This is a genomic window from Erwinia tasmaniensis Et1/99, assembly GCF_000026185.1.
In the GTDB taxonomy this organism is placed as follows: domain Bacteria; phylum Pseudomonadota; class Gammaproteobacteria; order Enterobacterales; family Enterobacteriaceae; genus Erwinia; species Erwinia tasmaniensis.
In genome coordinates this window covers 2,183,014-2,195,560 of the sequence record NC_010694.1, presented here as the reverse complement: position 1 = coordinate 2,195,560, position 12,547 = coordinate 2,183,014, and the positions used below count along the sequence as shown (strand labels likewise).

Here is a 12,547-nt window from a genome sequence, read left to right as displayed (position 1 = left end):
TACTCATGAAAAATAACGAAATTATGGTTGCTACTGGCGTGATTAGGCGGTTAGTATTCTGTTGATACCAGCCACTGATCTGCCTCTTCAAACATCTCTTCAATGATACGCAGCAGGGTGGATTTATCGCTTTTGCTGGCATCGCTTTTTACGCTGTTAGCCTGCATTGGCTTTACCTTGACCAGCGCATCCGGAAATACCCGTTTAACCCGCTTTTCCAGCTCGCTAAGAATTAACTGCTCGGCGTTAGCCAACCCGGCGACGTTGCGCTTGTCATAAATTAGTTCAACAAACATGATTACTCCTTATTTTATAACTGTATAAAAATACAGGCATGTGCATCCATGTTCAATGACTATTTTAGAATTTATGCGTGTTACAAGGCCGGGGAGGGGGCCGCGCACTGTCGCTACTGCCCTGGCAGGTGGTAAAACGGCAGTGGTGGTTAAAAGTGTGCGAAAGTCATCGGGTGAAAAGCGCTAACGATCCCGTCTGTCAGGATGAGATACCCAGCGCTAGCCGCCGTCGTTTGATGCCTGGCTAAGGCAGAGATCGCGTGGGTTATGTTCCGCTTCGCCCAGCAATGCCAGCCACTGGCGCAAATCAACCTCTTGCCATCCCGGATGCCCAACCGTACTGCTCATCATGATAACGTCCGGGCGCAGCGCCCGATAGAAATTCAATGTTTGATGCAGGTCGTGCTCGTTGCTTTCGGCAGCACGGATCGTCATCCAGCGATGATGCGACAGGGTGACGGTATCGCCGACAAAAAGATAGGTTTTGCCATAGGGTGAAGCGTAAAGGTAGCTGGTACTGCCGGGCGTGTGTCCCGGTGTCGGTACGACATGAAAGCTTCCACAGTGCACCTCTGCCTTAGTGAATGTCGCATCAGGCTCGGCATAGCGGCTGACATGGCCAAGAGCGCGTGCATGACAATACAAAGCACTGTTAAAGCGTTGCTGTAGCTGACGGGTTGCCGGCCCAGCTTCATGCCAATGAGTCAGATAGTGGCGGATAATGCCGCCACTATCGGCAATCGCATCGTGATCTAATGGATTGTCCGCGCGAGATATCAGGATGTTGCCGCGCAAATGTTGCAGTAAGAACCCGTGCATCATCAGCTCTGGTTCAATCTTATTGGCGTTAGCTTCAGGGGTACAAATCCACAGATCTTCATACAGCTGTTTCATGCCAACTCCTCCTGCAATCGCGGCAGCACCGGGTGCCCTGATATCTGCAGCTCTGCGGACGTTTCGTTAACCGCCAGCAGGCCCTGTGCGCCGATGGGCAGCGTAACGGTATCGGCATCGTGGCCAAATGCCAGGCCCGTCACCACCGGTATTCCGGTCAGGTCGCGTATCAGGTTCCACACGCTGGCGAAATCATAGCCGTTATCGTAGGCGCTTAACGCGGCTCCGCTAAAACTGCCGGTAATGATGGCACGCTGACGGGCAAGAATACCGCTTTGATGCAGCTGAAGCAGCATACGTTCAATGCGGAAAGGGTGCTCATTAACATCTTCAATTACCAAAATACCCTGTTGGATATCGGGCATCCAGGGGGTGCCTGTGAGGGAGGCAATCATTGCCAGATTCCCCCCCCAAAGCGTGCCGTTGATCTGAAGCTTTTGAGGTGTAGTTTGCCATTTGATCTTCAGTTCAGGCTCCGTCAACGCCTGCCAAAAATGGCGAACGGTAAATTCAGATAACACCTCGGCGCCGAAATTCCCTGTCAGCATGGGCCCACTGAAGCTTTGTACGCCACTTTTTGCCAGCAGTGCCAGCTGAATTGCCGTGAAATCGCTGTGGCCGCAGATCGCCAGCGGCGCATTGTGCAGGCGCTGGCGTAGCGCAGGATAGTTGATGTCTGGCAGCAGGCGGCTGGCACCGTAGCCGCCGCGTACTGCCAGCACAATGTCCGGCAGCGTATCCATGTGCGACAGCGCGTTAATATCATTCAGGCGCTGGCTGTCATCGCCGGCAAAGCGCTGCTTGCGCCTGGCGATAATGCCGTTATCTTCAACCCGATGCCCAGCCGCCCGCAGACGCGCTATGCCGCGTGCCGCGGCTGTCGGGTTATGGCAGTAGCCAGAAGGGGCGACCAGATGAATGGTTCGAGGTGTAATCAACATCATGCTCCCTGAAAGTTTTATTTTGCGCGGCGTGAATTTTTTGCCGTCTGGCGCTGTCAGATTTCTTTGATGATGACGAATCGGAGCGGCGAAGTCATCAGCCCATAGCACAATTTAAGATTAACGGTAATTTCCTGATGGCGGCTAAGCCGTATGATAGGTGCCAGGCTAAGGCGTAGAGGATATAAAAGCGTGAGAAAAAGCGTGAAGGTGGCGACGGTCGTCGCGATAGTATTGCTTGCAGGCTGTGCCGGTAAGACAGAAAAGAAGATCGCCCTCAGGCCCAATACGCCCTTAACTCAGGCACCTCCGGCAATGGTTGCGTCGGCGTGGTCAATGATGACGGAACAGGCGGCGCTGCAAAACGGGGTGGAGCAGAAGCTTGTCGAAGCAATTATTGCCGTCGAGTCGGGCGGTAATCCAACGGTAGTCAGTAAATCGAATGCGGTTGGACTGATGCAGATTAAAGCGTCTACGGCCGGACGCGAAGTTTATCGCGCTCGAGGTCGGGCAGGGCAGCCGACAAAAGCCGAGCTGCGCGACCCGGTGAAAAATATTGATATCGGCACGGCCTACCTGCGTATCTTGCAGCGGCAGCACCTGGCCGGTATTCGCGATCCCAAAACGTTGCGTTATGCGACAATTGTCTCATACGCTAACGGCGCTGGTGCGTTACTGCGCACGTTCGCGCGGGACCGAAGTCAGGCAATCGCTATGATTAACGCTTTAAGTCCGGAGGCTTTTTATCAGCATGTGCAGAAGAACCATCCGGCTCCCCAGGCCCCGCGCTATTTGTGGAAGGTGACCACCGTCTACCGTACAATCTGATCCTCACTGGAAGCGCTTGGCTTTATCTCTGGCCAGCCGTTCAAGAGAGAAAATAACCTGCTGTAATTCACGCTCCTGCGCCGCATTCAGTGAGAGAAAACGCAGGCTGAGGCGTGGGGTGACGACAGTTTCGCACTTGCTGCCCACAACGCTGTGCTTGCCGATGCTTATCAGCTGCGCATCAACCACGAAACGCCCATATTCGCCCATTTCCAGACGCAGTTTTTTTATGGTGTCACCGCAGCTCAGGGCGTCGGGAACGGTGCCCTCTGAAAGCATGCCGATGCCCCCAATAGAAAGATCCTGTAAACGCAGACGCCCTTCGCCTGTCCCATCGGGCCAGGGAACATAGCAAAAGAAAATTGGATTGAGCGGCGCATCTACGCGGAAGAACTCGCGCCTTTGGATCATTTTAAGCTGGCCGGGTAGTGCGGCGGTAAACGCGGGCAGCCCTTCATATTCACTCATTTGCAGTGAGGTCAGTATTAATTCTATTCGCGCCCCACGGGTGTCGGCAACGATATGCAGTTCATTTGCCTCTTGTGCCAGCTGATTGTCATAGTCATTACTGCCAAAGTCGATGACCATGTTGGTCTTATCTACATGCAGCAGCCGGGTGATAAACTGTCCGCGAGGATGTGAAACCCTCATCGGCGTCTGGTTTTGCAGCAGCTCGCGCAGCACGCCCAGAACGGCCAGCGTCCCCTGTTTTAGATACTGTTCCGTATCATCCTGTTCCACATCTGCTCCCATTGAGATAGATAACCTGAGTCATTAACGCTTATCGGCGCTCTTGACAGGGTCTTTACAAAAAATTTGTCAAAATAGTAAGATAGTCTGGATTTAGATCACAGAGTTATCATTATCGCCTATACTTACAGCGTCTTACGAGTTGATAGGTTTAAACAGAAGAAACTAAGGAGTTTTTCAATGGGTATTCTTTCATGGATCATCTTTGGTCTGATCGCAGGTATTATTGCCAAGTGGATTATGCCGGGTAAAGACGGCGGCGGACTGATTATCACCGTGATTCTGGGTGTTATCGGTGCGGTTGTTGGTGGCTGGATCAGTACTTTCTTTGGCTTTGGTCGGGTAGACGGCTTCAACTTCGGCAGTTTTGTGGTTGCAGTTATTGGTGCCATTGTGGTGCTGTGGATCTACCGCAAAGTACGCAGCTAAATCAGGCTGTGACAGTAAACGGGGTGGCTTCTGCCTCCCCGTTTTTTTATGTCGCCAGACTGGATATTCCGAACGATAAAGTTAACTTTAATGCTTATTAAGGTTCTTTTTTGCTATTCAGGTCGCCTACATTGTTACAGATCGTGCCTTTCGGGCAGTAAAGATCCATCAGTTTTAACGTCACCGCATTGGTCCAGCCAAACCCATCCTGTAGCGGATATTCGCCACCGTGGGTCAGTGATACCCCCTTCACCACATACTTTTCGACCAGCTTATGGTCTTTCTCGTATGTCGTCTGGACGCTATTCAGGAAGCGCAGGCCAATTTCTTTTGCCAGCGGTTCCTGGCCGTAATGATTAAGACCCACGACGGCTACCCATTGCAGAGGTGCCCAACCGTTGGGCGCATCCCACTGCTGGCCGGATGTCACCGTAGTCGTGAGCAGCCCGCCTTCTGCCAGCAGGTGCTTTTTCACCGCGCTGGCGGTACGGGTGGCGCGTTCGCCCGTGGCGGCCTGCAAATAGAGCGGGAACAGTGCCGCCGCGGTGAGCTGCGGGCGCACGTGGGATCTCTGCCAGTCGTAATCGGCATACCAGCCCTGTTTCTCATCCCAAAGATAATGACCGATTGCGGTTTTGCGGCGTTCGGCCAGCTGCTCAAAGCGCTGGCTGGCGGCGGCATTATTCTCTGTTTTATAGGCGCGTGCGAGCGTCTTTTCCAGATGGAACATCAGCGCATTGAGATCGGCCGGCAGGATTTGCGTGGTGCGGATGGTGCTCAGATCGTCTGGCTTATCGAACCAGCGCGAGCTGAAGTCCCAACCGGATGCCGCCCCTGCGCGTAAATCACGGTAAAGTTGCGCTCTGTCAGGGCCTGCTGCCTGCCGTGCCGTGATGGTATCTTCCCTCCAGGATTCGGTACGGGGCACATCGCGGTCATCCCAGTAACGATTGAGGATCGTACCATCCCGCAGTTTCACCACGCGCTGGGTCGCGCTGCCAGGCCGCAGCGCCTCGTCGTCGACGCCAGTCATCCAGTAGCGGTACTCCTTTTCCAACTGGGGACGATATTGGCCGTAAATCTTGTCACCGCCGTGTTGAGCCAGCAGGTCAACCATCATACTGAAAAAAGGTGGCTGCGAACGGCTGAGATAGTAGCTGCGGTTGCCGTTGGGGATATGGCCATAGGTATCTAACTGATAGGCGAAGTTGTCGACCATATCCTGTACCCGTTCCCAGCGTCCGCTTTCTGCCAGGCCTAACATGGTGAAGTAACTATCCCAATAATACACCTCACGAAAGCGACCGCCCGGAACCACGTAGGGGTTGGGCAGAGGCAGGAGCGAGCCCCACTGATTGTCCACCTTATCGGAGCGTGTTAGTACCGGCCACAGGCCGTTAATATGCGCACGCAGGCTCTGTCCCTTAGGGGAGGTGTAGACATCACCGGTGGCTGGCATCGAGAAGTTGGTGGCAACGAAACGCTTAAGATCGAAATTACGCTGCATTTTCTGCATCTGCCAGTCAGAAAGGATCAGTTCCGGATCGCTTTTGGGAACGGCATCGGCGAAAGTCTTCTGGTCTGGATAGAGGTTTGCTGCCTGCACCGCCGTAAACAATGGCCCTAACTGGACATCGGGCGGCTGAGGAATGGTATCAAACACGGGCCGCTCTTCCTGTGCCTGAACGCTACAGCCAGCAGCCAGCGCGCCGGACAGTAGCAATGAGACAAACAGCGGAACGGACGATTGTTGCCTGAAAGCTCTTCTCATCGGGTATTCTCCTTTACCATGACGGTTCTGAATGTTATCGAACGTATACAGAACCTTAGACCAAAAGTATTGGAGTCAGGAGATGAGATCGATAAAGTGTGAATCAGGCAGGAATTTAATGAGATTAAGGCGTTAAGGCGGGCATGAAGGGGACGACTGACGGAGGTGCGATGTGCCGCAAACCCTCCGTCTGAGCGTGCCAACCGCCGCTCCCATCCATAGAAATAAGGCCAGTGAGGGGCGCGGCAACAACCCGTTGCAAAGGTGCCGGCTAGCGCGCCAGGCACATCACATGTTGACGCACGTAGCTTCCGGTAAACCGAGCATCAGATTCAGGTTTTGCACGGCGGCGCCCGAAGCCCCTTTACCTAAATTATCCAGGCGTGCCGCCAGGATACACTGACGCTGCTGCGCATGGCTGAAGACAAAGAGCTCCATATTATTCGTATTGTTCAGCGCTTCAGGGAGCAGATAGGGGGCGTTGCGTTCATCCAGCGCGTTCAGTGGGTTGACATGAATAAACTGCTGCCCGCTGTAATAGTCTGCCAGCGCCTGCCGTAGCGGCTCGCCGTCGATGTGATTCAAAGGGATAAATACCAGCATTCCCTGAGCATAGTCACCCACCGCAGGCTGGAAAATTGGCCGATCGCTCAAACCGCCCCAGGCCTGGATCTCTTTAAGATGCTTATGATCGAATCCCAACCCGTAGGCCGCATAACCGGTTCCCGTCTGTTGATATTTTTCAATCATCTGGTTGCCGCCGCCGCTGTAGCCTGAAACCGCGTTAATCGTCAGCGGCCTGTCTGCCTGTAACAGTCCGTTGGCGGTCAGCGGCGCCAGCAGGGCAATCGCGCCGGTGGCATAACACCCCGGATTTGAAACATGGCTGGCGGCGTGGATTTTTTCGCGTTGACCCAGAGCCAGTTCAGGCAGACCGTAGACCCAGCCGCTCTCAACGCGATGCGCAGAGCTGGCGTCCAGCACGCGTGCGCCCACCTCGTCGGCCAGGGCTACAGCATCGCGGGCGGCGGCATCCGGCAGGCAGAGGATGCTGACGTCAGCCTGTTTCATCAGCGCCTGACGGGCAGCGGCATCTTTACGCTGCGCCTCGTCAATGTTGAGCATTTCAATCTGAGGATGGCTGGCTAACCGTTGCTGGATCTGCAATCCGGTCGTGCCCGCCTGGCCGTCGATAAACACGCGATATTTCTGAATCATTACGGTCTTTGCCCTGGGTAAGTAAAAAACAGTGTGTCAGATTATGCGAGATTTATGGCCAGGGGTAAACATTGATTGACTGATTATCTGTTTTTTATGCATAAAAAATCACTCCTGTCAGGCTGGCTTGCTATCGCTACATCATGATGTTGGTGTAAGACGCAAAACGACCTTTGGTAGTGTTCACCCTGAATTGAGCATAAATATCACGATGCCGCGATACCAGGGGGAGGTGAGCAGACGCTGTTCATCCTGCTGCCGCCACTGACCGTGCTGTACCACCCCAAGTCGGAAAGGAATGTGCAGTGCAGCCAGCGCGGGAAGATAATCGGCGTAATTGGGCACCGTGTGCCGCCCCTGGTAACTCTGTACCACCAACTCGTCAATGGGTAAGGCATTTAGCGTGCCAACCTGACCGGTTTTGGCCCAGTCCAACAGCCCGGTGACCCCCAGCGCATATTCAGCAGGCATCATTTTGCGCACTCGTTGCAAAAACTGGCCGTAATCGTCAAGGCGGCTGGTGGCGGCATCAAAATCGATTTGCAGACCCACAACATGATTCCCGGCCAGCCGCCAGCGCTGCATCAGGCGCAGGATACGCGCCAGCATTTCATCGGGTACATCCAGCGTATTGGTACGAACGGTCAGCCAAATCTGCGGGAAAGTTAAGCGGCTTACCGGCAGGCCCAGGCGTTCGAATTTTACCTGTCCCTGTCGGATGACCACTTCACCCTGATGAAGATACACGGTGCGTGCCGCACGCATTTCGGGCCCAGCGCTCACCCCGGACCACAGCCAGAAGGCCTGATAATCCGCGGCATTGACCCGCTGTGAGGCGCTGGCCGCTGGGAAGAACAGTGCACCAATCAGGGGGATTACCAGTAATATTTGAGTTTTTTTGCCCATAAACTGCCCGGATAATCACTTTTTAACTGGCTGAACCAGCGTTTACGCTGCGTTTTACTGACCTCATCACCGCCACAGCCGTTATACCCTGACGGGCCGTAGCACATGACGGCGCGGTATAACGCGTAGCTTTTATCTTCCGGTTCTGCGTGATTATCGAGGATGACCTGCCGGTAGTAATGCTGCCTGTCGGGCTGCCCTCGCGGACGGTCATCTTTTACCACGCCGTCCAGCGCGCCGTTGCCTCCGCTCTCTTTCCACAAACTTACCGTCACCGCCGTGGTGCGGAAGAACTCACCGAGACAATTTAACGCGTGGCCGTCGCCAGACCGTTGACTCAGGCGGGTGACAACCTCTTCCAATCGCGGGCAGCTATAGCCCGTTGCCGCCTGCTCTCCCGACCAGTTGAAGTGGCTTAGCTGCACATCGTCAAAGGCCTCAGCCTCCACGGGATGGGCGATAGCGCGAATGAGGTTTTTATCCTGCAACCAGTCCGCATAACGTCCTTCGGTTAAGTCAGTGATCAGCAGCGTATGCAGGGCAATAGTGCGCTCTTCGTCGTTGGGGCCTGCTTTTGCCTGCTGGCGCAGGAGGGCCGGCGCAGCGCGCGTTTTTAGCACCAGCGAACGATAGCGCAGGCTGGTTACCTGACTGTCCGGCATAAAAATCTGTGCGGTCTGGTTATCTTGCACCAGCACTGCGGCAAGCCTGGCCTGTAGGAACTGCTGTTGCTCAGCGTCCTGACTCAGGCGGAGCAGGCGTGACCAGTGTTGACGTGCCGCCTCCTGCTGGTGTTGTGCCATCAGCGCATCCCCGTACAAGACCTGTTCGCTGAACAGGAGAATATCCTGTGATGGCAGGGCGGTAGCCGGCTTAATCTTCTCAATCACCGCGGCATAATCGCCGGTACGGAATGCCTGCATCAGATTGAGGTATTGCCACAGGGGCTGATGCCCGGAGCGCGAAAATATCGGCTCCAGGCCGTCAAGGAACGGTCGATCGACGCAGGGAACATTTTGCTTGCAGGGATTGATGCGCATCAGGCGCAGAGCCTGCGTGAACGTCAGTAGAGGGGCTTCCGACGCGCTGATAAAATAATTGTCGCCGCTACGATCTTTACTCTGTAGTTTTGCATCGTTCTCAGCCACCAGCGCTATCAGCCCATCGCTATCGACAGCCTGGTTCAGCGCCTGCTCATACAGCTGTGCCAGCGGGTCCCAGTCTCCCAGATACCAGTAAATGCGGCGCAACATGCCCTGCGCGGAGAGTGCATACAGTCCCTCCGGTTTTTCCGCCAGATAAGCCCGGTTCGCGCTTAGCGCCTCTGCGGCCGCATTTTTATCAATTTTTTTTACGTCGAACTCGCCGTATTCGCCGCTGGCATGCTGGCTACTCTGGTTTAACGCGGTGCGCATCAGCATATAGCCGGCGGTTTCTGCCACCCAGGGCTGTTGGGAAGACTGTAAGCGGGTGAACGTCCGTTTAGCGGCAGGGTAGTGACCCTGATAAAAGTCGCTGATGGCCAGCAGATAGTCAGCGAATGCGCCGGCGTTTGAGTCTGACGGGAAGTTCAGCGACTCAACAACCTGTCGATTTTCCGGACGTTCTGACAGCCCGATGCGTGCCTGTGCCAGCGCCCGTTTCTGTTCGGAGGAGAGCGAGTTATCGGCCAGTAATACGGTGACAAAGCCAGACAGTGTCTCTGCGGAATTAGAAACGTGGCGATTTTCCGCTTCGTCTTCGCCGAATTCCGAGGTTGCTGGTGGCGTGTAGTTAAGCCCCATCCCGGCGAGCAGCGTGTTCAGCGAGGCTGTTGTCGGGGTGCTGTCGGCAGTCGGCGGGGCGGCGGTGAAAGACTCCTCGTGAGGTCCGAAGTAAAACTCACGGCTGCGGGTCATATCCGCCGGCAAGGGTTGTAAAGGCAGGGCCAGATGTTTTCTTTCGCCCACCAGCCGTAACAGGTTATCCCGCGTGTCGTTGGTGATGTCCAGTACCGGTGAGCTGGTCAGGTAACAGCCGGTCGTTCCCCACACGCAGCCGAAGCCGTCGGATGAGGCAATGGATTGAAAGCTGGCCACCAGGGGGGCCAGCATGGACAGGGCTATCGTTTTTTTTCGCATATTCACTATCCCGTAGGAAATAAAGCGTTGATTTACCGCTATTTTAATATTAACGATCGTTTTTACCATGAGTCTGCATAATCCGTTGCAGGTATCAGGGCGCTCTTAGCGGGGACTTACGCAACCGGACTTATCACTCTATGTACGTTATATAGAATATCGCATAAAGAAACCATAAGCAGAAAGAGAGATGAGATCAGCTCAATGCGCGCGCCGTGCCGTGTCGGAACCCAGGATTTTACCGACAGTGCATATAGCGTAAGTACTGAAAAATCAAACAGGGACCACAGCAGAGTAAACGTAATGACGCTGCTGCTGAAGCTTTGGGTTATGGCGATAAACGGCGGTAAGAAAGAGAAAAAGAAAAGAATATCTTCAGGGTTGGCAATAGCCGTCAGAAATCCACGTACCAAAAAACACCCGCCGAAAAAAGACTATCGGCCTGCTGTATTACGGGTTAGAGGAGTCTGTGGCGATCCTGCCAGCGCAGGCTGTCACCTTTGTGAAGAAGCGTGAGAGACGAACGGCGAGATAATCGCCCGAAGATGAGCCGCAGCGGCTGGGTGTGTTTAACGGGATAAGTAAGTAGACGGTGGGTAAGTGGCAGGTTTAGCCCGCCTTTTCAAAACTCTGATTGATCGGGTTACCTGTCTGTCGCGGGCCGGGCGCAGGCAGACAGTTGCCCACGCCCGGCGTAACGGTTACTTCACGCACTTACCGCACTGGTTCTGCTGGATACTCTGGAAAAAATCATTGCCTTTATCATCGACCAGTATAAAGGCCGGGAAGTTTTCGACTTCAATCTTCCAGATGGCTTCCATCCCCAGTTCTGGATACTCCACGCACTCCAGGCTTTTGATGCTTTGTTGCGCCAGCACCGCAGCGGGGCCGCCGATGCTGCCGAGATAGAAACCGCCGTGCTTGTGGCAGGCATCCGTCACCTGTTGGCTGCGGTTACCTTTTGCCAGCATGATCATGCTGCCGCCGTTAGCCTGAAGCTGGTCAACATAGGAGTCCATGCGGCCAGCCGTTGTCGGGCCAAGTGAGCCAGACGCGTAACCCTCCGGGGTTTTTGCCGGTCCGGCATAATAAACCGGATGATCCTTGATGTACTGGGGCAGACCTTCGCCGTTATCGATACGCTCTTTTAGCTTCGCGTGGGCAATGTCGCGACCAACGATAATGGTGCCGCTGAGCGACAGGCGGGTAGAAACCGGGTATTCAGAGAGCTGGGCGAGGATCTCTTTCATCGGACGGTTCAGGTCAACCTGTACGACGTCGCCCTCACCCTGCTGGCGCAGTTCGGCAGGAATATAGCGACCCGGATTATGCTCCAGCTTCTCGATCCAGATGCCTTCACGATTGATCTTTGCCTTGATGTTGCGGTCGGCCGAACAGGAGACCGCCATCGCCAGCGGGCAGGAGGCACCGTGTCGCGGCAGACGCACCACGCGAATGTCGTGGGCGAAATATTTGCCGCCAAACTGTGCGCCGAGACCCAGCTGCTGGGCGGCCAGCAGCAGTTCCTGTTCCAGCTCAACGTCTCGGAACGCCTGGCCATGCTCGTTGCCTTCGGTTGGCAGTTCGTCGTAATAGTGCGTTGACGCCAGCTTCACCGTTTTCAGCGTGCTGTCGGCAGAGGTGCCGCCAATCACAAACGCGATGTGATACGGCGGGCAGGCGGCGGTGCCGAGGCTGCGCATCTTTTCCGTGAGATACGCCTTCAGTTTACCGGGAGTCAGCAGCGCTTTGGTTTCCTGGTAAAGATAGGTTTTATTGGCCGAACCGCCGCCTTTCGCCATGCAAAGGAAACTGTATTCATCACCGTCAACGCTGTACAGGTCAATCTGTGCCGGCAGATTCGTGCCGGTGTTGACCTCTTTGTACATATCTAATGGCGCATTCTGCGAATAGCGCAGATTGTCTTCGGTATAGGTGGTGTAAACGCCCTTAGCCAGAGCGGCCTCATCGCCGCCGCCGGTCCAGACACGCTGACCTTTTTTTCCCATGATAATCGCCGTGCCGGTGTCCTGGCAGGTCGGCAGAATGCCTTTGGCCGCTATTTCTGAGTTACGCAGGAACTGTAATGCAACATATTTGTCGTTTTCACTGGCCTGCGGATCTGCCAGCACGGCGGCAACCTGGCGCTGGTGCGCAGGACGCAACATAAAGGAGGCATCGTGGAACGCCTGCTGGGCCAGCAGCGTCAGCGCCTCTGGTGCCACCTTGAGGATTTCCTGCCCCTCGAAGCTGCTGACCGAAACATGTTCACGGGTTAGCAGGTAATATTCGGTTTCGTCTTTAGCAAGCGGAAAGGGCGGCTGGTAATGGAATGGTTTTTTCGACATTTTGCTCTCACTTAATGATCTGCTGCCATCCTTCTCTGATGCGGAG

At 54.8% G+C, this 12,547-nt stretch carries 12 protein-coding genes; 3 read left to right on the top strand and 9 right to left on the bottom strand.

Annotated features, from left to right (window positions below; all coding sequences use genetic code 11):
* Positions 1-50: 50 nt before the first annotated feature.
* The 3 genes from ETA_RS10810 to ldcA all read right to left on the bottom strand — a co-directional run bounded on the left by ETA_RS10810 (position 51) and on the right by ldcA (position 2,131).
* Entirely contained in the window at positions 51-296 is a 246-nt protein-coding gene (locus ETA_RS10810; protein ID WP_012441667.1) for a DinI-like family protein, read from the bottom strand.
* Between the two features lie 219 nt (positions 297-515).
* Positions 516-1,190: an MBL fold metallo-hydrolase gene (locus ETA_RS10805; protein ID WP_012441666.1), complete on the bottom strand. Its 675-nt coding sequence runs from the start codon at positions 1,188-1,190 to the stop codon at positions 516-518.
* Positions 1,187-2,131 (bottom strand): muramoyltetrapeptide carboxypeptidase, encoded by a 945-nt coding sequence (gene ldcA, locus ETA_RS10800; RefSeq protein ID WP_012441665.1) that lies wholly within the window; start codon positions 2,129-2,131, stop codon positions 1,187-1,189. Before ldcA ends, ETA_RS10805 begins: the two co-directional genes overlap by 4 nt.
* Before the next feature lie 192 nt (positions 2,132-2,323).
* Here ldcA and emtA point away from each other — a divergent pair, with 192 nt between their 5' ends.
* On the top strand, positions 2,324-2,959 hold the full coding sequence (gene emtA / locus ETA_RS10795; RefSeq protein WP_042958955.1) for a membrane-bound lytic murein transglycosylase EmtA: 636 nt from the start codon (positions 2,324-2,326) through the stop codon (positions 2,957-2,959).
* Positions 2,960-2,962: 3 nt separating this feature from the next.
* Here the strand turns inward: emtA and ETA_RS10790 are convergent, their stop codons facing one another.
* On the bottom strand, positions 2,963-3,712 hold the full coding sequence (locus ETA_RS10790) for a flagellar brake protein (RefSeq protein WP_012441663.1): 750 nt from the start codon (positions 3,710-3,712) through the stop codon (positions 2,963-2,965).
* Between the two features lie 177 nt (positions 3,713-3,889).
* Here ETA_RS10790 and ETA_RS10785 point away from each other — a divergent pair, with 177 nt between their 5' ends.
* Positions 3,890-4,138, top strand: coding sequence for a GlsB/YeaQ/YmgE family stress response membrane protein (locus ETA_RS10785; RefSeq protein ID WP_042958952.1), 249 nt, complete (start codon positions 3,890-3,892; stop codon positions 4,136-4,138).
* Between the two features lie 97 nt (positions 4,139-4,235).
* On the opposite strand, the gene treA is transcribed toward ETA_RS10785, so the two are convergent.
* The 4 genes from treA to ETA_RS10765 all read right to left on the bottom strand — a co-directional run bounded on the left by treA (position 4,236) and on the right by ETA_RS10765 (position 10,153).
* On the bottom strand, positions 4,236-5,909 hold the full coding sequence (gene treA / locus ETA_RS10780) for an alpha,alpha-trehalase TreA (protein ID WP_012441661.1): 1,674 nt from the start codon (positions 5,907-5,909) through the stop codon (positions 4,236-4,238).
* A 288-nt stretch (positions 5,910-6,197) separates the two neighbouring features.
* A complete protein-coding gene (gene argC, locus ETA_RS10775) occupies positions 6,198-7,127 on the bottom strand; it encodes an N-acetyl-gamma-glutamyl-phosphate reductase (RefSeq protein ID WP_012441660.1) in 930 nt (309 codons plus the stop codon).
* Positions 7,128-7,310: 183 nt separating this feature from the next.
* Entirely contained in the window at positions 7,311-8,033 is a 723-nt protein-coding gene (locus tag ETA_RS10770) for a DUF3142 domain-containing protein (protein ID WP_012441659.1), read from the bottom strand.
* Complete coding sequence (locus ETA_RS10765) at positions 8,003-10,153, bottom strand: tetratricopeptide repeat protein (protein ID WP_042959324.1); 2,151 nt, start codon at positions 10,151-10,153, stop codon at positions 8,003-8,005. Before ETA_RS10765 ends, ETA_RS10770 begins: the two co-directional genes overlap by 31 nt.
* 303 nt (positions 10,154-10,456) lie before the next feature.
* Between ETA_RS10765 and ETA_RS19955 the strand changes: the two genes are divergently transcribed.
* Complete coding sequence (locus ETA_RS19955; RefSeq protein WP_157861797.1) at positions 10,457-10,669, top strand: hypothetical protein; 213 nt, start codon at positions 10,457-10,459, stop codon at positions 10,667-10,669.
* A gap of 185 nt (positions 10,670-10,854) precedes the next feature.
* Here the strand turns inward: ETA_RS19955 and fumA are convergent, their stop codons facing one another.
* Positions 10,855-12,501: a class I fumarate hydratase FumA gene (gene fumA / locus ETA_RS10755; RefSeq protein ID WP_012441657.1), complete on the bottom strand. Its 1,647-nt coding sequence runs from the start codon at positions 12,499-12,501 to the stop codon at positions 10,855-10,857.
* Positions 12,502-12,547: the final 46 nt, after the last annotated feature.

Bases quoted from the DNA above. Each gene is read 5' to 3' on its own strand.
- ETA_RS10810 (WP_012441667.1), bottom strand. From the start codon at position 296: ATGTTTGTTGAACTAATTTATGACAAGCGCAACGTCGCCGGGTTGGCT.
- ETA_RS10805 (WP_012441666.1), bottom strand. From the start codon at position 1,190: ATGAAACAGCTGTATGAAGATCTGTGGATTTGTACCCCTGAAGCTAAC.
- ldcA (WP_012441665.1), bottom strand. From the start codon at position 2,131: ATGTTGATTACACCTCGAACCATTCATCTGGTCGCCCCTTCTGGCTAC.
- ETA_RS10790 (WP_012441663.1), bottom strand. From the start codon at position 3,712: ATGGGAGCAGATGTGGAACAGGATGATACGGAACAGTATCTAAAACAG.
- ETA_RS10785 (WP_042958952.1), top strand. From the start codon at position 3,890: ATGGGTATTCTTTCATGGATCATCTTTGGTCTGATCGCAGGTATTATT.
- treA (WP_012441661.1), bottom strand. From the start codon at position 5,909: ATGAGAAGAGCTTTCAGGCAACAATCGTCCGTTCCGCTGTTTGTCTCA.
- argC (WP_012441660.1), bottom strand. From the start codon at position 7,127: ATGATTCAGAAATATCGCGTGTTTATCGACGGCCAGGCGGGCACGACC.
- ETA_RS10770 (WP_012441659.1), bottom strand. From the start codon at position 8,033: ATGGGCAAAAAAACTCAAATATTACTGGTAATCCCCCTGATTGGTGCA.
- ETA_RS10765 (WP_042959324.1), bottom strand. From the start codon at position 10,153: ATGCGAAAAAAAACGATAGCCCTGTCCATGCTGGCCCCCCTGGTGGCC.
- ETA_RS19955 (WP_157861797.1), top strand. From the start codon at position 10,457: ATGACGCTGCTGCTGAAGCTTTGGGTTATGGCGATAAACGGCGGTAAG.
- fumA (WP_012441657.1), bottom strand. From the start codon at position 12,501: ATGTCGAAAAAACCATTCCATTACCAGCCGCCCTTTCCGCTTGCTAAA.